Raw genomic sequence first — 18,415 nt, 5'->3', positions numbered from 1 at the left:
ATTATAAAAAAATAGTTGCTGGAATTGTTCGTGGTTAGACTTATATACTTTTTGCTATCGCAAAAACATACAAGCCCCCATACAAACTTACTTAAGATTAAATTGTTAAAGAACTTCAGGAGCTAGTGTTTAGCAAGCTAATCAACATCTCGTTGACCGCCCGGTGAATCTCTCACCGCCCTAAGCAGACGAACAATATTACAGAAGTGATTCGAAGTTGTCAATTTTATTTTTGATCTCTTTTTAAGCACTGATTCAATTTCAAAATTTCTCTAAAACCGAACTTAAACTTAAAAGAGAGAAGCTAATTTTCACCGATAAGCCCAAACTACAAACCTATCAAAACCCACTTCCTTCCGAACCTTTCTCAACGTTACCGTCAATCAAGAAGGTGTATATTACGCCTTTATTTTTTTTTGGCAAGTAAACTTCTGCGCTTGTTTTGAGCAAACAACTCAAATACATGATTTATAGAATGTTTATTAGCGGATTATTTTCAAAAAAGATCAAATAAGCGATATAAAAGTCTTTGGAGCTCCTTCTGAATATCCTAAAATAGTTCAAAAACACCAAAACAAACCTAATATTTCCGATATGCGCCTTTCCTAGCTTCTTCTACTCTTTATATATACGCTCTTATGTGGCATTCAACAGATATCGTTCTATATAGCTCTAAGAACTGAGAACTATCTGATAACGGATGCCTATAAATTTCTAGCTCTCATATATAAGTACTATCTATAAATAGAATAGAAACAAAAAAAGCTACCTACTCTTTATAGATAGCTCTTCTTGTATTGATTCTTTCTCTACTTCAAAATGTTCCAGCTCTTCGTTTTAACATTACCGGCATTCATACATATATCGTCATCTAGGCAAAAAGGGAAATGATCTTCTTCAATCCTGCGATTAAACGATCGACATCTTCACTATTGTTATATACGCCGAAAGACATTCTTGCCGTTGCCGGTACTTTCATTCTTCTCATAAGCGGTTGGGCACAGTGATGCCCTACTCGAATGGCAACACCTTCATGATCTAACAATGTGCCGATATCATGTGGATGAATTCCCTTAACCACAAATGAGATCACGCCCGCCTTCTCTTTTGCAGTACCGATAATACGAACTTCCGGAATCTCATTGAGTTTCTCGGTTGCATATTCTAGTAATGCATCTTCTTGTTTAACGATTGTGTCAAAGCCAACTTTTTCTACCCACTTCATTGCTTCACCGAATGCAATGACGCCGGCAATATTTGGCGTTCCTGCTTCAAACTTATTAGGAAGTGGTGCGAAAGTCGTTTTTTCAAAAGAGACAACATCAATCATATCGCCACCTGTTTGATAAGGAGGCATCGCTTCTAATAAGGCTCTTTTCCCATAGAGAACACCAACGCCGGTCGGACCATACAGTTTATGTGAAGAAAAAACATAAAAGTCCACATCAAGTTCCACAACATTCAGTGGCTGATGCACAGCACCTTGCGCTCCATCAATCAGAACTTTTGCACCCACTTCATGTGCTTTCTCAATAATGAACTTCACATCATTAATTGTGCCAAGCACATTTGAAACTTGCGTGACCGAAACGATTTTCACATTCTCATCAAGCATCGCCACATATTCATCTAATAGAAGCTCGCCGGCATCGTTAATGGGAATCACTTTCAACGTTGCGCCCGTTTCATTACAGATCATCTGCCAAGGCACAATATTTGCGTGATGTTCCATTTCAGAAATGATCACCACATCGCCGGCATTTAAAACCATTCTGCCGTAGCTTTGTGCCACAAGATTAATGCTTTCTGTTGCACCTTTTGTGAAGATGATTTCTCTCTCATCTACCGCTTTAATAAAACGCTGTGCAATGCTTCGAACGGCTTCATATTCTTGCGTGGATTTTTCACTAAAGTAATAAACGCCTCGATGAATGTTCGCATAGTACTTTTCATAAACGTTTTTTTCAGCATCAATCACCACTTGTGGTTTTTGAGCGGATGCGCCGGTATCTAAGAAAGCGACATGATGTCCTTTAACCTCTTCTTTAAAAATCGGGAACTGCTGACGAATTTCAGGTAATGCAATCATACAAGGCCTCTATAAAATTTCTTTGGGGAAATAGATGAAAATCTTTCTGTTTATGATGGGGATACGTTGAGGATTTTCCACTATGAATCAGTTTTGACTGATGATTCAAATTTAAATTCAAACTTAAATCCAAATCCAATATCTAATAGCTACTTACTAAAATAGGTATATCTCTGCGACGATTGCGACAACTCGCTTTCGACAATTAACAGGGATATACCTACTTTCAAGTGATCTTAAACGATCTTGAAACAAAAACTATGCAAGTGTTTCGATATCTTGATCCAAACGATGGTATAACCACTCTTGAATAGATTCGTTGCTCACACTTTCTAAAATCTCTGAAGCATATGCTTTAATCAAAATTGTTCTTGCTTCAGCTTCTGAGATTCCGCGGGAACGAAGATAGAAGAGATGATCTGGTTCGATAAACCCAACCGTTGCACCATGCGTACAACGAACATCATCTGCATAAATTAACAAACGAGGAATCGTTAATGCTCTTGCACCATCATTGAGTAAAAGTGAACGCGTCATCTGATCTGCATTGATTTTTTGCGCATCTTGATACACATGAATCTGCGCATCAAAGATCGATTCTGCACGATCTTTTAAGATGTTTTTCACTTGCTGATTACTTTCACAGTTCGGCACACGATGATCCATATTGATCACATGTGAGATATGTTCACGACCTTCCGCAATATTTAAAATATTAAGTTCGCTATAGGCATTTTCGCCATTCATATGAAGATTAATATCTGAACGCGTTAAATCACCATGCGTTTGATAACTCATATAATGCACTTTACTGCTTGCTGCTTGCTCTGCTGTAAAGTCAAAAAGGCTCGATGCTTGTGCGCTGTTTAAACTTGCACGAATAAATTCTACATCTGCATTTTCTGCGATATCCACATTCATACGGCCGATATTAAGATATTGTCCATTTCCTGCTTCAACTAAAAGAATAGAACTTGTCGCATCTTTCTCAACGGTGAGAACAATATCAAAATCTACTTGGATTGCCGTATCTTGGCTCTCTGTGAAGTTGTAGATAACGATTGGGCGATCTACTGTAACGCCTTCAACGATACGAATTTCAAGAAGATTGCTTGATCCACGAACCAAAACACCTTCCGGCAATGAGAGATCATTGATCCAACGCGCACTCACTTCACCATTGTAGATTGGTAAAATTACAGCATTTTCCGGCAATGTTTCATTTACAGGTGCAGAAGTTTCACGTGAAACAGGTGCACTCCATTCAACTGAAAATATCTTACGGAACGGGGTATCTTTAAAACGCTCCCGCGCAGCGTTTTCTTTATAAATTGTTAGCATGAAGCTCTCCTTAGTTATGTATACGTGTGCCGCCCGCTTCTTCACCGCGGAATGCTACGTAACCATCTTTTTCAAGCTCAAGCGCTAACTCTTTGCCACCGCTTTTTACGATCTTACCGTCTGTCATTACGTGAACGTAATCTGGTTGCACGTAATCTAATAAGCGCTGGTAATGCGTAATTAAAAGGAAACCACGTTGTTCATTACGAAGAGAGTTAATACCTTCTGAGATCACACGAAGCGCATCAATATCAAGTCCTGAATCCGTTTCATCTAATACTGCGAATTTTGGTTCAAGTACTAACATCTGTAAAATTTCATTACGCTTCTTTTCACCGCCAGAGAAACCTGTGTTCACTGAACGTTTTAAGAATGATGAATCCATTTTTACGGTTTTCATCTTCTCTTGAAGTAATTCATAGAACTCAAGTGCATCTACTTCTTGCTCACCACGTGAACGAAGAATTGCATTTAATGCGCTACGTAAGAAGTAGTGATTGTTCACTCCCGGTAATTCTGCAGGATATTGGAAACCTAAGAAGATACCAAGTTGAGCACGCTCATCAGGATCCATCTCTAAAACGCTTTTTCCTTCAAAAAGGATATCGCCTTTTGTGATTTCATAACCCTCTTTACCCACGATCACATTCGCTAAAGTACTTTTTCCTGAACCATTTGGTCCCATGATTGCATGTACTTTTCCATCTTCGATATCTAATGTAACGCCTTTAAGGATTTCTGTACCATCAATTTCTACGTGTAGATCTTTAATTTCTAATAACATGTTTCTGCTCTCATATAATTATTGTATTTTGTGTCAGCTTTGCAGACCATTTGCCGGCAAAGCCAAGATTCATTTCGTGAGTGTTGATTAACCCACACTGCCCTCAAGGCGAAGTTCAATTAACTTCTGCGCTTCTACGGCAAATTCCATCGGCAATTCATCAAAGATTTCCTTACAGTAACCATTCACAATAAGGTTAATGGCATCTTCTTCGGAAAGTCCACGTTGCTGACAATAAAATAGTTGCTCTTCTGAAATCTTAGAAGTAGATGCTTCATGTTCTACTTTTGAGCTTGAGTTACGAACATCAATATATGGGAATGTATGCGCACCACATTTATCGCCCATTAAGAGTGAATCACACTGTGAATAGTTATGTGATCCTGTTGCGTTTGGTCCGATGCGAACAAGTCCACGATAAGAGTTCTCTGAATATCCCGCTGAAATCCCTTTAGAGATAATGGTTGAACGAGTATTTTTACCAATATGAATCATCTTCGTGCCGGTATCTGCTTGTTGACGATCTTTCACAAGCGCTACCGAGTAGAACTCACCTACAGACTCATCGCCTTTTAAGATACAGCTTGGATATTTCCAAGTAATCGAAGATCCTGTTTCTACTTGTGTCCAAGTGATTTTTGATTGGAAGCCATCACAGATTCCACGCTTCGTTACGAAGTTGTAGATTCCACCTTTTCCATTCTCATCGCCGGGATACCAGTTTTGAACCGTCGAATACTTAATGCTCGCTTTCTCTTTCGCAACTAACTCCACAACTGCCGCATGCAATTGGTTCTCGTCACGTTGAGGCGCTGTACAACCTTCAAGGTAAGATACATAACTTCCCTCTTCAGCAACAATGAGCGTACGCTCGAATTGTCCTGTGTTTGAAGCATTGATACGAAAATAAGTAGAAAGTTCCATTGGGCAACGCGTGCCTTTTGGAATATAGACAAATGAGCCATCTGTAAATACTGCAGCATTGAGTGCCGCAAAGTAGTTATCATCATGTGGAACAACCGTTCCTAAATACTCTTTCACAAGCTCAGGATATTCCTGTACCGCTTCACTGAAAGAACAGAAGATAATGCCCTGCTCTAATAAACGACCTTTATAACTTGTCGCAACAGATACAGAGTCAAAAACTGCATCAACGGCAACGCCGGCAAGAATTTTTTGCTCTTCAAGAGGAATCCCTAAACGCTCATAAGTATAAAGAAGCTCAGGATCCACCTCATCTAAACTCTTAGGACCATCAGCCATTGATTTTGGCGCAGAGTAATAAGAGATCGCTTGGTAATCGATAGGATCAACATTTAAATGCGCCCAATCTGGAGATTCCATCTCAAGCCATGCACGATATGCCGTTAAACGATATTCCAATAACCATTCTGGTTCTTTTTTGATTGCCGAGATTTGGCGAATCACATCTTCATTCAATCCAGGTGGAAGGGTTTCTTGCTCGATATCTGTCGTGAAGCCATACTTATACTCTTCACCAGCAAGCGCTTCAATTCTATCTTTTTCTGTGATTTCTGCTGTCATAGTCAATCATTCTCATCATTTACTAAAGTGGGTTTTACAGAGGCTTCGAAGAAGTGTTAGATAAATTAATATCTACCTTTAAATCATTGGGGGAACCTAAAAGAGATTGCAAACTTACTTTGGAAAAACTCTCATATAACTTCTGATTAATCACTTTCCAGTGCGGTGCTAAATTACATCCATGAGATTTATCGCAAGGGTTTTCAAGATCATTACAAGCATTCATTGCCATTGGACCTTCAATTGCGACAATCACATCTACGAGCGTAATCTCTTCAGGATCTTTATGTAGTTTATACCCGCCATAAACACCTCGTGTGGAAGTTAGAAGTTCTGCCTTTACAAGCAACTTCAAAACCTTTCCCACAAGCGAAACATTTAAGCCACAGATCTCGGCTAATGTGGATGCACTCATTCGCTCCTCTTCAGTAGCGAGTTTTGTTAACACTAAAAGTGCATAATCTGTTTCTCGGGTAATTCTCAATGTAAAGACTCTCTAAAAATAAATATAGGACTAATATAGTACTATATTAGTCCTAATTCAAATTTGTTTTAGTAATCGCTGTAATTTAGTGACTTAATAGCTTTTTTTAAAAGCTTAAAAGCAAAAAGTAATATGACTTTATGATGCTGTAAGCCATATTACTTTCTTTACATTTAGCGTTTAAAACTCATTAGAGTTCTAAAAAATCACTAAATTATTCAGTCTGTTCACTAAAATTTTACTGCTTTAAAACCATCTTTACCGGCATATACTGCTTTATCCCCTAATTCTGCTTCGATGCAGATTAAGCGATTGTATTTTGCAACACGGTCTGAACGGCAAAGTGAACCTGTTTTAATCTGTGTTGCCACAGATGCTGCTGCGATATCTGCAATAGTTGTATCTTCAGTTTCGCCTGAACGATGTGAAACAACCGCAGTATAATTTGCATCATCTGCCATGTTAATCGCATCAATTGTTTCAGTTAATGTACCGATTTGGTTTGGTTTGATTAAGATGGAGTTTGCAATGCCTTCTTCAATCCCTCTTTGTAGGATTTTTGTATTCGTTACGAAAAGGTCATCCCCAACGATTTGTACACGATCACCAATTCTCTTAGTAAGCGCATCCCAACCCGCCCAGTCTTCTTCATCCATACCATCTTCAATCGTGATAATAGGATAGCGATTTACCCAATCTTCCAAGAATGCTGCAAATTCTTCTGAAGTGAATTCTTTGTTTTCAGATGCTAAAACATATTTTCCATCTTTAAAGAATTCAGATGCCGCAATATCAAGACCTAAAAAAACGTCTTTTCCTGGCTCAAAACCTGCACGTTTAATCGCAGTCATGATTACTTCTAACGCTTCTTCGTTAGAACCCAAGTTTGGCGCAAAACCACCTTCATCGCCCACTCCTGTTGCAAGACCTTTTTCAGTCAATACATTACGAAGCTCATGGAAAATCTCAGCGCCGTAACGAATTGCTTCTGCAAATGAAGAAGCGCCTACTGGAAGAATCATGAATTCTTGTACATCTACAGAGTTATCTGCGTGCGCACCACCATTTACGATATTCATCATTGGTACTGGTAATGTGTAAGTTTCACGATCTGCAAGATATGCATAAAGTGGTAAACCTGCCTCATTTGCTGCAGCATGAGCTACTGCTAATGACACACCTAAAAGTGCGTTAGCACCAAGGTTTGATTTGTTATCTGTTCCATCTAATTTTAATAAGATGTCATCTACATTTTTTTGATCTGCTGCATCAACACCTTTCAGTGCTTCTGCAATTACGCCATTTACATTCTCACATGCACGTAATACGCCTTTACCGCCGTAACGTTTTTCGCCATCACGAAGCTCAACCGCTTCTTTAGCACCTGTTGATGCACCGCTTGGTACTGCTGCTTCGCCTTTAATACCAGATTCTAAAGTAACCTGTACCCAAACTGTCGGATTGCCACGTGAATCCAAAATTTCTCGTGCAATGATCGAGTTAATTGCAGACATAAATTTCTCCAAATAGATGTTATAAAAATGCAAAAGGTGCAGCTACAAAATAGCTACACCTTCTATTATTTATCGTAATCGCTCAAAGATCAACTTGAGGTTCAATCAATTTATTTGATGTTACGGATTTTTGAACCAATATAACGTTGACGTGGACGACCAATCTTCATGTTTGGATCGCCGATCATCTCAGCCCAATGGCTAATCCAACCACTTGTACGCGCGATTGCAAACATTGGTGTAAACATTTCTACTGGAATACCTAATGCTTTATAGATAATGCCTGAGTAGAAGTCTACGTTTGGATAGAGTTTACGTTGTACGAAGTATTCGTCTTTAAGTGCAATTTCTTCCAATTTCACAGCAATTTCCATTAATGGATCATTACCATATTTTGCAAGAACCTGGTCAGCGATACCTTTGATGATACGTGCACGTGGGTCAAAGTTTTTGTAAACACGGTGACCGAAGCCCATTAAGCGGAATGGATCATTTTTGTCTTTTGCTTTAGCGATATATTTATCGATATTGCTTACATGACCAATTTCTTCAAGCATTACTAATACCGCTTCGTTCGCTCCACCGTGTGAAGGTCCCCAAAGTGATGCAATACCTGATGCGATTGCTGTAAATGGATCTGCACCTGATGAACCTGCTAAACGTACTGTTGACGTTGAAGCATTTTGTTCATGGTCTGCGTGAAGTGTGAAAAGAACGTCAATTGCTTTTTCTGCAACTGGATCAATTTCATAATCTGCACAAGGTGTAGAGAACATCATTTGCAAGAAGTTACCTGCATATGAAAGATCGTTACGTGGATAACGAATTGGCTGACCTTTACCATGCTTGTAAGCAGCCGCTGCAATCGTTGGCATTTTTGAAATTAAACGATGCGCAATGATCATGCGGTGTTCTGGATCATAGATGTTCATTTTGTCATGGTAGAAACCTGCCATTGACGCAACTGAACCTACTAACATTGCCATTGGATGTGAATCGTAACGGAAACCTTGGAGGAAACTTTTCATGTTTTCATGCATTAAAGAATGCGTCATGATGATTTCTTTAAAGTCTTTTGATTCACTTTCGTTCGGAAGTTCGCCGTTCCAAAGAAGGTAAGCAACATCAAGATAATCTTTTTGTGCTGCTAATTGTTCAATAGGATAACCGCGATAGAGCAATTCACCTTTATCACCATCTAAATAAGTGATCGCACTTTCACAGCTTGCTGTTGATACATAACCTGGGTCATAGCTGAACATTGACATTTCATTGTTCAATTTTGCGATATCAATAACAGAATTGCCATACACTGAATCCAAAATAGGAAAATCAGCTTCATGACCTGTTCTATTATTTCTAAAGGTAACAGTATCTTTTGTACTCATACTACATTCCTCCGACCGTTGTTTTACATTTTTAAATAATGCGCCACATTAGTCTTATTAATAAAAAAACTCAAAGTTGAGATAAATAATGTTATCCGCTCATCTTAGTACATAAAATGATAATTTAAAATAGCCTTACCCGTTAAGTCCCAATTCAATTTTCTAATCGAGCCAATAGTGCTTGGTTAATTTCTTCTATTAATTTCGGACCTTCATAAATAAATCCGCTATATAATTGCACCAAAGAAGCGCCGGCATCTAATTGATTTAAAGCATCTTCAGCGCTCATAATTCCGCCGACACCAATAATTGGAAAGCGTCCATCGCTCTCTTTTGCTAAAAAGCGTACAACCTCAAGAGATTTTTGCGTTAAGGGCGCACCACTTAATCCGCCCATTTCATCTCTGTCTTTTGAGATTAAACCTTCACGGGAAATGGTTGTATTCGTCGCAATAATGCCGGCAATATGTGCTTCATCCACAATTTCCACAATCTCTTTCAATTGAGATTCTGATAAGTCCGGCGCAATTTTGAGTAAAATCGGTTTGGGGTGTGAATATTCTAAATTTTTAGCTTGGAGCGTTTTGAGAAGTGCTAATAACGGTTCTTTTTCCTGTAAATCTCGTAAGTTTGGTGTATTTGGAGAACTCACATTCACCACAAAATAATCCACCACATCAAATAACGCATCAAAACAGATTAAATAATCATCTACGGCATTTTCATTAGGCGTAACTTTATTCTTCCCAATATTGCCACCGATAATTAAACCGTGATCTCGCTTTAATAGACGCAGTTTTACAGCATCTACGCCATCGTTATTAAACCCCATTCGATTAATGATGGCCGAGTCTTCTACTAATCTAAAGAGACGTTTCGGCGGATTGCCGGGCTGACCTTTCGGCGTCACGGTGCCAATCTCCACAAATGAGAATCCTAAGCTTCCAAGCTCTTTATAGATCTTGGCATCTTTATCAAATCCAGCGGCCAATCCTACAGGATGTTTAAATGTTAATCCGAACACGTCTCTTTCTAGCCTTGGATCGTCCAATACTTTTGAATCAATCATCGTTTTCTGTAAAAAAGGAATTTTATTAAAAAGACGAATGCCGGTAAAAGAGAGAGAATGAGATTTTTCTGGATCCATTTTAAATAACAGATTTTGGATAATAGACTTAAACATAAGGATTGATCTTTAGTAAGTAGAAATTGAGTAAAAGTAAGCGTTGTAATGTGTGCTTTCAAGAAAATATACAAGAAAGTGTATGTGAAGTGTATATAGAAAATAATGAATAAAAATTTGTCTGATTATAATAGATATTGCTAGGTAGCACCGGAAAAACATCTAAAAAAAAAGCATCTCAATAGGAGATGCTTTTTTAATGTATCAATTTTCCCGTTCAGGAAATTAACGACCGTATTTTTTACGGAAGCGATCAACACGACCTTCAGCGTCAAGAATATTTTGTTGACCTGTGAAGAATGGGTGTGATGCAGAAGTAACTTCCATACGCACTAATGGGTACTCATTACCATCTTCCCATTTGATTGTATCTTTAGTAGAAATTGTTGAACGAGTTAAAATTGCGAAATCGCTAGATGCATCTTGGAATACAACTGGACGATAGTTGATTTGATTTTCTTTTGACATAATATTTATCCATTAATTAATGTTATTGGCCTATCTTTAAATGCTCTTAAGATTCGTCAATCAAAAGTTTACTGCATTAAAAAATAATCAAGATGGGGATTTTACTGCAAACCCCCATTCTTTGCAAATTTTTCAGCAGCCTTTCGTCTACTAACCTTTCATCATTTGGAAGAATTCAGCATTTGTTTTTGTATCTTTCATGCGCTCAAGCATAAATTCTGCCGCTTCAATCTCATCCATCGGATGGATTAACTTACGAAGAATCCACATTTTCTGTAACTCTTCAGGGTTCATGAGTAATTCCTCACGACGTGTTCCTGAGCGGTTAACATTCAATGCCGGGAAGATACGTTTTTCTGCAATACGGCGATCTAATTGAATCTCTGAGTTACCGGTTCCTTTGAACTCTTCGAAAATGACTTCATCCATTTTCGAACCCGTATCCACCATTGCCGTTGCAATAATCGTTAAGCTTCCGCCATTTTCGATATTTCTCGCAGCTCCAAAGAAACGCTTCGGACGATGAAGTGCATTCGCATCTACCCCACCTGAAAGAACCTTTCCTGAAGAAGGAACCACCGTGTTATAAGCACGCGCTAAACGCGTCATTGAATCGAGTAAAATCACCACATCTCTGCCGTGCTCTACTAATCTACGTGCTTTTTCAATCACCATTTCTGCAACCTGAACGTGACGAAGAGCTGGCTCATCAAAGGTGGATGCTACAACATCACCTTTTACTAAGCGTTGCATTTCTGTCACTTCTTCCGGACGCTCATCAATTAAAAGCACAATGAGATATGCTTCCGGATGATTAATCGCAATCGATTGTGCGATATTTTGCATCATAATGGTTTTACCGGCTTTCGGCGGTGCCACGATCATACTACGCTGACCTTTTCCAATCGGCGCAATAATATCAATCATTCTTGCCGTAATATCTTCACTTGATCCATTTCCAAGCTCCATTTTTAATGGCTCATCAGGATGGATGGGTGTGAGGTTTTCAAAGGCAATTTTACGGCGATTTTTACCAATCGGCTCGTAGTTCACTTCGTTCACTTTCACAAGCGCAAAGTATTTTTCATTATCTTTCGGTGCGCGAATCACGCCAGAAACCGTATCACCTGTACGAAGATTAAAACGTCGAATCTGAGATGGACTGATATACACATCATCAGGTCCTGCTAAGAATGAGCTATCTACGCCACGCAAAAATCCGTAGCCATCATTTAATACTTCCAATACGCCATCACCAATGACTTCGCCACCTTTGTCGGCTTGTTCTTGGAGAATCGCAAAGATCAGTTCATGTTTTTTAGCACGCATCAAACCTTGAATATTCAATTCTTCGGCGATTGCTACTAGTTCTTGAGCGGTTTTCTGTTTTAATTCTGTTAAATTCATAAAGTAATTTTATTCAAAGTATAGGGAGGTTTTCTAAATTCACTTAGCACATAAGATTGTTTTGTGGGAATTGGGCGTAACGACCGCCCACGCATTTCTTCAAATAGCCATCAAAGTTACTTGGCTTACAAAAAATATAGAAATGGTAGAAAGATAAGAATCTGTAAAAGTCTATTCTTTATCTTCTATTTGCGCAACTTTATTTCGATATTTCATGACAATTGCCTTTAAAATTTCAATCCCTACAGGAAGCGCTGAAACAAAAACAATTCCTAAAACAATCAGCGAGAAATTCTCTTGCACAATCGGAATCGTTCCCAAGAAAAATCCTGCACCAAGCATACTGCTTGTCCAAAGAAGTGCTCCGGTAATATTATAGAAACCAAAACGGCGATAACACATGGTACTTGCGCCGGCAACGAATGGCGCAAAGGTACGAACGATCGGGATAAAACGCGCCAAGATAATCGTCTTTCCGCCATGTCTTTCATAAAACTCTTCCGTTTTTTGGAGATATTTCAGTTTAAAAATCTTCGCATCTTCTTTAAACGGCTTGGTTCCTAAGGTTTTTCCGATCTGATAATTCACAGCATCACCCACAATTGCGGCAATTAATAATGTGAAAAAGAGAATCCAGATATTCATGAGTCCAATCGCTGCTAATGCGCCGGCGGCAAACAGTAGAGAATCTCCCGGCAAAAATGGCGTAACGACTAAACCCGTTTCACAAAATACGATTAAGATTAAAATTGCATAAATCCAATACCCATAATTTTGCACAATCACTTCTAAATAATCATCTACATGTAAAAAAACATCGATGATTTGCATCAACCAATCCATTTATAACCTCTTAAAAATCCTGTTTTAGGGAAATAGTATTGTTAGAAAAATTTTAAACATCATTTCATTATGATGAAACCAATCGTGATCTCAGATTAAAAAAGTATCATCAAAAAATCCGTTTCGAAATCCATTTCTGCAACAGTTCATCACAAAAATATGCCGGAAAATGCCGGCATATCTCATCTCTATATAAAAATAGCGTTCTATCTTAAGTTTTCTATTTATTAAATCTTCTATTTAAATATCTGCTCGATCAATCGGCTGAAGCTTCAAATCTTGCAAGCGCCAACATTGATCCATTTTACGCGCCAAAGAGTTATCGTGCGTCACGACAATGAGCGCTGTGCCGATTTCATCATTAATTTCACACATCAGATCAAAAATCGCATGAGCATTCTCTTCATCTAAGTTACCGGTGGGTTCATCTGCCAATACTGCCGCAGGCTTTGTCACAAGTGCTCTTGCGATGGCAACTCGTTGTCTTTCACCGCCGGAAAGTTTGCCGGGATGATGCGTTAAACGGTGAGATAATCCCACTCGATCAAGCAAGCTTCTCGCTTCATCTCTCGCCTTTTTAATATCAGCACCGCCAATTACTAATGGAAGCGCAACATTATCAAGCGCCGAAAACTCCGGCAATAGATGATGAAACTGATAGATAAATCCTAAATATTCATTACGAAGGTACCCACGTTTCGCTTCAGATTCCCGATTAAAGTGATGACCATTGAGATAGATGTCGCCACTTGTCGGTTTATCTAAGCCGGAAATCACATGCATTAATGTACTTTTACCGGCGCCGGAAGAGCCGATAATCGCAATGCGATCACCCTTTTTAATCTGAAAACTCAGATCCTTAAAGATCGTAATTTCTTCTTTTTGATCGACAAAAGTTTTAGAGATATTTTGCACATCTAACACGATATTACTCATAACGAAGCGCCTCCGCAGGTTGAGTTCTGGAAGCTTTCCAAGCAGGATATAACGTTGCTAAGCTCGCAAGAATAAAGGCAATGCCGGCAATCGTTGCGACATCTGAGAAGAGTACAATTGAAGGAATTTCAGAGATCGGATAAATACTTGGCTCGAAGAGGGTTTTCCCCACTAATCCTTCAATCCATTTCACAATGCTCGCAACATTAATAGCGATCAATAATCCTAAAACAATCCCAATGGCTGCGCCAAAGAAGCCGATAAACGTGCCTTGCACCATGAAAATCGCCATGATTTTTCTCGGCGGCATTCCTAAGGTTCTTAAAATTGCGATCTCGGATTGCTTCTCCGTAACCACCATCACTAACATGGAAACCACGTTAAATACGGCAACGGCAACGATTAAACTCATAATCAGGAACATGGAGATTTTTTCGATCTCAATCATCTTAAAGAGCGCTGCAAACTGATTCACCCAAGTATACACCGTATAATTTTCTAGTATCTCCGGTTTTACTTGAAGATAATATGCCGTTTCACGAGCTTTCATCGGATCATCAAGCTTCAAACGAACGCCGGTCACTTCACCTTTTGGCACACGATAGAGAACGCCGGCATCTTTAATATTCATGAATGCATTACTAATATCATATTCATATACGCCGGCACGGAAGAAACCTACAACTTTCAAACGTTTCATTCTTGGCGAAACGCCGGCAACCGTGACGTTAATATCAGACGTAATTACCGAAATATAATCATTAATCCCAACGCCTAAACGGCTCGCCATATCTCGGCTGATTAAGATACTAAATGGGGTTTCATTGAGGATATCGAATGTTCCGGCTTCATATTCGCCACGCGCTTCGTTCCACACCGTAATCGATTCGGCAACCGGCGATACATTTTCTTCAAATGCCGGATCAACCCCGTAAATTTGTACTGGAAGCATGGTGCCGGAGGAATTAATCAAACCCTGCCCTTCGATAAAAGGCGCGCTACCAATGACATTATCCTCCTGAGAGGCAACCGCCATAATGGCTTCCCAATTTTCCACTGATCCCGTTTGATCATTTAAAATTTGGTTATGAAACGCCATCGCAATACTACGTTCGGCAACCTCTTTTTGGAATCCATTCATGACAGAAAGAACCACAATCATGGTCATTACACCGAGTGCAATGCCGCCGATTGAAACAAAAGAGATAAAGGAAATAAAGTTGTTTTTCCGTTTAGCAGCCGTATAACGCAGGCCGATAAAGAGCGGTAAAGGTCTGAACATAATCACTCATTCTATAGTTAAGTAAGAAAGTTAGTATAAAGGAATCAAACACATTATTAAGCTTTTTCTAAATTTTAAATACAATTTTGAATTGTCATTATTTTCAATGTTAAAAATAAGCGGTAAATACAGGTTTTAAAAACAAAAACTGTTTAAAAGATACTTGTAAATAATTGATTATTATAATGAGTTGTATGTCAGAATATGATTGTCAGAGATCCATCATCAGAAAAATGAATAAAATTATAAGCAAATATTTAAATAATCAGTTTTTAATAACTTATGCGCCTTGGATTACATGGAAAGAATTGTATTTTGGCTTACAAAAAGAATTTATCAAGGATACACATTTGATTCAGTTTGCTTTAGGAACTTTAACTAATCACTCAAGTAGCCAACATTTTGAATTAGCATGTTTACAAAAAGATGAATTTTATAAAATAGAGAATCTATTAAATCAGCTAATGTTCAATGATAACTCTCATTTTGAAGAAAATGAAACATGATTATATCTACTATTAACATTATGTTTTCATTATAAAAATGAAATAAATGATCCATTATCATTTGTAGAAGAACTTTATGCTAATTTCGATTACCCCGATAGCATCGAAAATATCGTTCGATATATGCCTATAAGTGGAGAAACTGGCTCTGAAGAGCTTCTTTACTACAACTGGGAGAAATATCTTCAAACAACTAGCACAAAATTACTTGAGAGGTTTTAAAATGGCTTTTTATATTGAAATCACAAAAATTGCAGAAGATCGTAAATCTGTCCGATACCAATTTAAAAGCGATAACCATATTGGAGAATACGTGATTCATAAAGAAAACTACAAAGTGATTATTACCAAAGAAATACCCCACGATAGGCATGGGGCTATATCTCAAAGAGCAATCATGAAAGTATTAATTACTCATAAAAGAGATCGGGTATGGGTTGAATATACTGATTGGGCATCATAATCATAAATAAGTAATGGAAATTATTAAATCACTAGCGATTCCTGCTGACTCTCTTCAATCGCAACTTCCTTAAAGAGCGTTTCTAATTCCGGTAATGCCGGCAATTCTTTTAAGGATTTGAGATTTAAGTCATCTAAAAACTGTTCTGTTGTGGCATATAACATCGGTCTTCCCGGCACTTCTTTTCGGCCCACAACTTTAATCCATTCCCGATCTTCAAGGGTTTTAATAATATTACTGCTCACCGTTACACCACGAACCGCCTCAATATCGCCGCGAGTAACCGGTTGCTGATACGCAATTAATGCTAATGTTTCAAAAAATGCCGCACTATAACGTTGCTGTCTTGCTTCAAATAATTTCCCAACCCACGCAGAGAAACGTTCCGGCACTTGAAAGCGCCAACCAGAAGCCACTTCCACAAGTTCAATGCCGCCGGCAGCTTCTTGATAGCGAGTTTCTAATTCAAACAGCGCTCTAATAATATCGCTCTCGGCATAATCTTCCTCTTCTAAAATCGATAAGATCTCTTTGAGAGAAAGCGGAACTTCTGATGCCATTAAAATGGCTTCCAATAACGTTGTTAATTCGTGCTGTGGCATATTTATCTATTGATCTGTTGAAGGGAATCTATTGAATAAATCGGTATTGAGGTCGGATATGAATAATACCTGAATTGCGATGTAAAGTGATACCCGAAGTTTATTCACTGAATCGTTTATTCGTTTAATCTCATGCGCTCATATATAAGCTGATTTGTGGCGGGAGGGAATGCTTGCATGCTTTTATCAATCTCTCGCCCGCAGTTATAGGCTTCTAGGATTTTCTACCGCTATTTTAATCACGCTTTTTAAATGCTTCATCGATGAATGTAAATAAAATAAAAAATAACTGATAGAAACTAATTACCGGCATTCCATAAACCATCCATAAGGCATTTATAACGAATCGTTTATTTTATCGTAGGAACGGCACTTAATGAGAGCAATCTTTGTCCTGAAAGCGCAAAAGCCACTCGGCGAATGGCATTCCATGGATTCTCTTTGATCTGCCCTTTGATGGCTTCATCGATTTGTACCACCATTTTCATGGCATTTTTCCACGCTCGAAGATTCAAACGAGAAAGTGCTTGCTGATACAGAGGCTGTTTATTGCGCCAAACTTTCGATAGAACCTGTTGCATATTTTGCCCATTATTCAAATCGAGTAACATTTCTCCTAATAGTGAGATCTCTTTCTGTAACAAGAAATTTACCAATGTTGCCGCTTCGCCCTCTTCTTCAAACGCCGTAATAATGCGGTTAATTCGGGCAATATCGCCGGATAAAATCGCATCGCTCAGATCAAAAGCGATAAATTTTGAACTCTGCGTTAAAGCGCTTCGTAAATCTTCGGCAGAAATCACTTTATCGCCGTAATAGAGCGCTAAATAATCGAGTTCTTGAACCACAGAAAAGAGATTTCCTTCATTATTTTGCGCTAACAAATCTACGGCATCTTTATCAAGCTTTAATCCGCGCATTTTCGCTTCATTAAAAATCCAACCGGGATATTCATGCACACGAGGCGGATAGAGAATTGAAACTATACCCACTTTATCAATCGCCATGACCCATTTTGTTTTTTGTTGTGCCGCTTTGAGTTGCGGCACGGAAATCAGCAAGAAAATATCTTCAATAGGATTCTCGCAATAGGCTTCTATGATTCCTTGCGCTTTTTTGTCCGGTGAATTATTAAAACGCAGTTCAATAATTTTTTGCTCTGAAAAGAGCGATAGAGATTGCGTTGCGTTCGTGAAATTTCCCCAATCAAACTTGCCATCGACTTCAAATAACTCTCGCTCTTGAAAGCCATTTTCACGATAGAAAGCACGCGCCTGATCTGCAAGACTTAACGACAAATAAGGCTCATCGCCGGCAACTAACAACGCCGCAATCTTCGATGAATGCTTCTTTAATGCCGGAACAACCTCGTAGGAGTTTAAGCGCATAAGGATCCTTTAATAACCAAACGACAACAACAATCAAACAATATGAATCAGATAAAAACTGATGAAAACAGATGGTCTTTAGTATACCTCTTCTGAGGAACTGACGGTTAATGCTTTACTTTTAAAGGCTTACTTTTTCGCCAATTATCCTCCAATATCTTCTTTCGATCCGTTTTTATAATCGAATCCTTT

Annotated in this window: 16 protein-coding genes and 1 pseudogene; 2 read left to right on the top strand and 15 right to left on the bottom strand. The window is 38.6% G+C overall.

Going from position 1 to position 18,415, the window contains the following annotated elements:
* Window positions 1-871: 871 nt before the first annotated feature.
* The 13 genes from ACYSN2_RS03555 to ACYSN2_RS03495 all read right to left on the bottom strand — a co-directional run bounded on the left by ACYSN2_RS03555 (window position 872) and on the right by ACYSN2_RS03495 (window position 15,264).
* Window positions 872-2,089, bottom strand: coding sequence for an aminotransferase class V-fold PLP-dependent enzyme (locus ACYSN2_RS03555; RefSeq protein WP_461748878.1), 1,218 nt, complete (start codon window positions 2,087-2,089; stop codon window positions 872-874).
* Window positions 2,090-2,347: 258 nt separating this feature from the next.
* Window positions 2,348-3,430, bottom strand: coding sequence for a SufB/SufD family protein (locus ACYSN2_RS03550; protein WP_461748877.1), 1,083 nt, complete (start codon window positions 3,428-3,430; stop codon window positions 2,348-2,350).
* Between the two features lie 10 nt (window positions 3,431-3,440).
* The gene (gene sufC / locus ACYSN2_RS03545) at window positions 3,441-4,214 is read right to left on the bottom strand and encodes a Fe-S cluster assembly ATPase SufC (RefSeq protein WP_461748876.1); all 774 of its coding nucleotides are present in this window, start codon (window positions 4,212-4,214) and stop codon (window positions 3,441-3,443) included.
* An 87-nt stretch (window positions 4,215-4,301) separates the two neighbouring features.
* Window positions 4,302-5,759 (bottom strand): Fe-S cluster assembly protein SufB, encoded by a 1,458-nt coding sequence (sufB, locus tag ACYSN2_RS03540; RefSeq protein WP_461748875.1) that lies wholly within the window; start codon window positions 5,757-5,759, stop codon window positions 4,302-4,304.
* Window positions 5,760-5,793: 34 nt separating this feature from the next.
* Window positions 5,794-6,243 (bottom strand): SUF system Fe-S cluster assembly regulator, encoded by a 450-nt coding sequence (locus ACYSN2_RS03535; RefSeq protein ID WP_461748874.1) that lies wholly within the window; start codon window positions 6,241-6,243, stop codon window positions 5,794-5,796.
* Window positions 6,244-6,473: 230 nt separating this feature from the next.
* A complete protein-coding gene (eno, locus tag ACYSN2_RS03530; protein WP_461748873.1) occupies window positions 6,474-7,757 on the bottom strand; it encodes a phosphopyruvate hydratase in 1,284 nt (427 codons plus the stop codon).
* 110 nt (window positions 7,758-7,867) lie between these two features.
* The gene (locus ACYSN2_RS03525) at window positions 7,868-9,145 is read right to left on the bottom strand and encodes a citrate synthase (RefSeq protein WP_461748872.1); all 1,278 of its coding nucleotides are present in this window, start codon (window positions 9,143-9,145) and stop codon (window positions 7,868-7,870) included.
* Between the two features lie 154 nt (window positions 9,146-9,299).
* Window positions 9,300-10,328 (bottom strand): quinone-dependent dihydroorotate dehydrogenase, encoded by a 1,029-nt coding sequence (locus ACYSN2_RS03520; RefSeq protein WP_461748871.1) that lies wholly within the window; start codon window positions 10,326-10,328, stop codon window positions 9,300-9,302.
* Between the two features lie 225 nt (window positions 10,329-10,553).
* The gene (locus tag ACYSN2_RS03515) at window positions 10,554-10,796 is read right to left on the bottom strand and encodes a type B 50S ribosomal protein L31 (RefSeq protein WP_461748870.1); all 243 of its coding nucleotides are present in this window, start codon (window positions 10,794-10,796) and stop codon (window positions 10,554-10,556) included.
* A gap of 150 nt (window positions 10,797-10,946) precedes the next feature.
* Window positions 10,947-12,203 (bottom strand): transcription termination factor Rho, encoded by a 1,257-nt coding sequence (gene rho, locus ACYSN2_RS03510; protein ID WP_461748869.1) that lies wholly within the window; start codon window positions 12,201-12,203, stop codon window positions 10,947-10,949.
* 171 nt (window positions 12,204-12,374) lie between these two features.
* Window positions 12,375-13,046: a DedA family protein gene (locus ACYSN2_RS03505; protein ID WP_461748868.1), complete on the bottom strand. Its 672-nt coding sequence runs from the start codon at window positions 13,044-13,046 to the stop codon at window positions 12,375-12,377.
* Between the two features lie 240 nt (window positions 13,047-13,286).
* Complete coding sequence (lolD, locus tag ACYSN2_RS03500; RefSeq protein ID WP_461748867.1) at window positions 13,287-13,982, bottom strand: lipoprotein-releasing ABC transporter ATP-binding protein LolD; 696 nt, start codon at window positions 13,980-13,982, stop codon at window positions 13,287-13,289.
* Complete coding sequence (locus ACYSN2_RS03495) at window positions 13,975-15,264, bottom strand: lipoprotein-releasing ABC transporter permease subunit (protein ID WP_461748866.1); 1,290 nt, start codon at window positions 15,262-15,264, stop codon at window positions 13,975-13,977. Before ACYSN2_RS03495 ends, lolD begins: the two co-directional genes overlap by 8 nt.
* 185 nt (window positions 15,265-15,449) lie before the next feature.
* On the opposite strand from ACYSN2_RS03495, the pseudogene ACYSN2_RS03490 reads away from it, so the two are divergent.
* Window positions 15,450-15,992 (top strand): annotated as a pseudogene (locus ACYSN2_RS03490) (DUF2247 family protein).
* A gap of 1 nt (window position 15,993) precedes the next feature.
* On the top strand, window positions 15,994-16,233 hold the full coding sequence (locus tag ACYSN2_RS03485) for a hypothetical protein (RefSeq protein ID WP_461748865.1): 240 nt from the start codon (window positions 15,994-15,996) through the stop codon (window positions 16,231-16,233).
* Window positions 16,234-16,256: 23 nt separating this feature from the next.
* Here ACYSN2_RS03485 and scpB read toward each other — a convergent pair whose 3' ends face one another.
* Both scpB and holA read right to left on the bottom strand, forming a co-directional pair.
* Complete coding sequence (gene scpB / locus ACYSN2_RS03480) at window positions 16,257-16,835, bottom strand: SMC-Scp complex subunit ScpB (RefSeq protein WP_461748864.1); 579 nt, start codon at window positions 16,833-16,835, stop codon at window positions 16,257-16,259.
* A 350-nt stretch (window positions 16,836-17,185) separates the two neighbouring features.
* Window positions 17,186-18,223, bottom strand: a complete 1,038-nt coding sequence (holA, locus tag ACYSN2_RS03475; RefSeq protein ID WP_461748863.1) for a DNA polymerase III subunit delta — start codon at window positions 18,221-18,223, stop codon at window positions 17,186-17,188.
* Window positions 18,224-18,415 lie beyond the last annotated feature (192 nt).

It is taken from the genome of Ignatzschineria sp. LJL83, from assembly GCF_054871845.1.
The sequence above is the reverse complement of the archived record's forward strand: the minus strand, read 5'-3'. Positions and strand labels throughout refer to the sequence as shown.

Excerpts from the sequence above, each read along its gene's own strand:
- ACYSN2_RS03550 (WP_461748877.1), bottom strand. The coding sequence starts at position 3,430 with ATGCTAACAATTTATAAAGAAAACGCTGCGCGGGAGCGTTTTAAAGAT.
- ACYSN2_RS03515 (WP_461748870.1), bottom strand. The coding sequence starts at position 10,796 with ATGTCAAAAGAAAATCAAATCAACTATCGTCCAGTTGTATTCCAAGAT.
- sufC (WP_461748876.1), bottom strand. The coding sequence starts at position 4,214 with ATGTTATTAGAAATTAAAGATCTACACGTAGAAATTGATGGTACAGAA.
- ACYSN2_RS03555 (WP_461748878.1), bottom strand. The coding sequence starts at position 2,089 with ATGATTGCATTACCTGAAATTCGTCAGCAGTTCCCGATTTTTAAAGAA.
- ACYSN2_RS03495 (WP_461748866.1), bottom strand. The coding sequence starts at position 15,264 with ATGTTCAGACCTTTACCGCTCTTTATCGGCCTGCGTTATACGGCTGCT.
- sufB (WP_461748875.1), bottom strand. The coding sequence starts at position 5,759 with ATGACAGCAGAAATCACAGAAAAAGATAGAATTGAAGCGCTTGCTGGT.
- ACYSN2_RS03525 (WP_461748872.1), bottom strand. The coding sequence starts at position 9,145 with ATGAGTACAAAAGATACTGTTACCTTTAGAAATAATAGAACAGGTCAT.
- scpB (WP_461748864.1), bottom strand. The coding sequence starts at position 16,835 with ATGCCACAGCACGAATTAACAACGTTATTGGAAGCCATTTTAATGGCA.
- ACYSN2_RS03505 (WP_461748868.1), bottom strand. The coding sequence starts at position 13,046 with ATGGATTGGTTGATGCAAATCATCGATGTTTTTTTACATGTAGATGAT.
- ACYSN2_RS03485 (WP_461748865.1), top strand. The coding sequence starts at position 15,994 with ATGGCTTTTTATATTGAAATCACAAAAATTGCAGAAGATCGTAAATCT.
- holA (WP_461748863.1), bottom strand. The coding sequence starts at position 18,223 with ATGCGCTTAAACTCCTACGAGGTTGTTCCGGCATTAAAGAAGCATTCA.
- lolD (WP_461748867.1), bottom strand. The coding sequence starts at position 13,982 with ATGAGTAATATCGTGTTAGATGTGCAAAATATCTCTAAAACTTTTGTC.
- ACYSN2_RS03520 (WP_461748871.1), bottom strand. The coding sequence starts at position 10,328 with ATGTTTAAGTCTATTATCCAAAATCTGTTATTTAAAATGGATCCAGAA.
- rho (WP_461748869.1), bottom strand. The coding sequence starts at position 12,203 with ATGAATTTAACAGAATTAAAACAGAAAACCGCTCAAGAACTAGTAGCA.
- eno (WP_461748873.1), bottom strand. The coding sequence starts at position 7,757 with ATGTCTGCAATTAACTCGATCATTGCACGAGAAATTTTGGATTCACGT.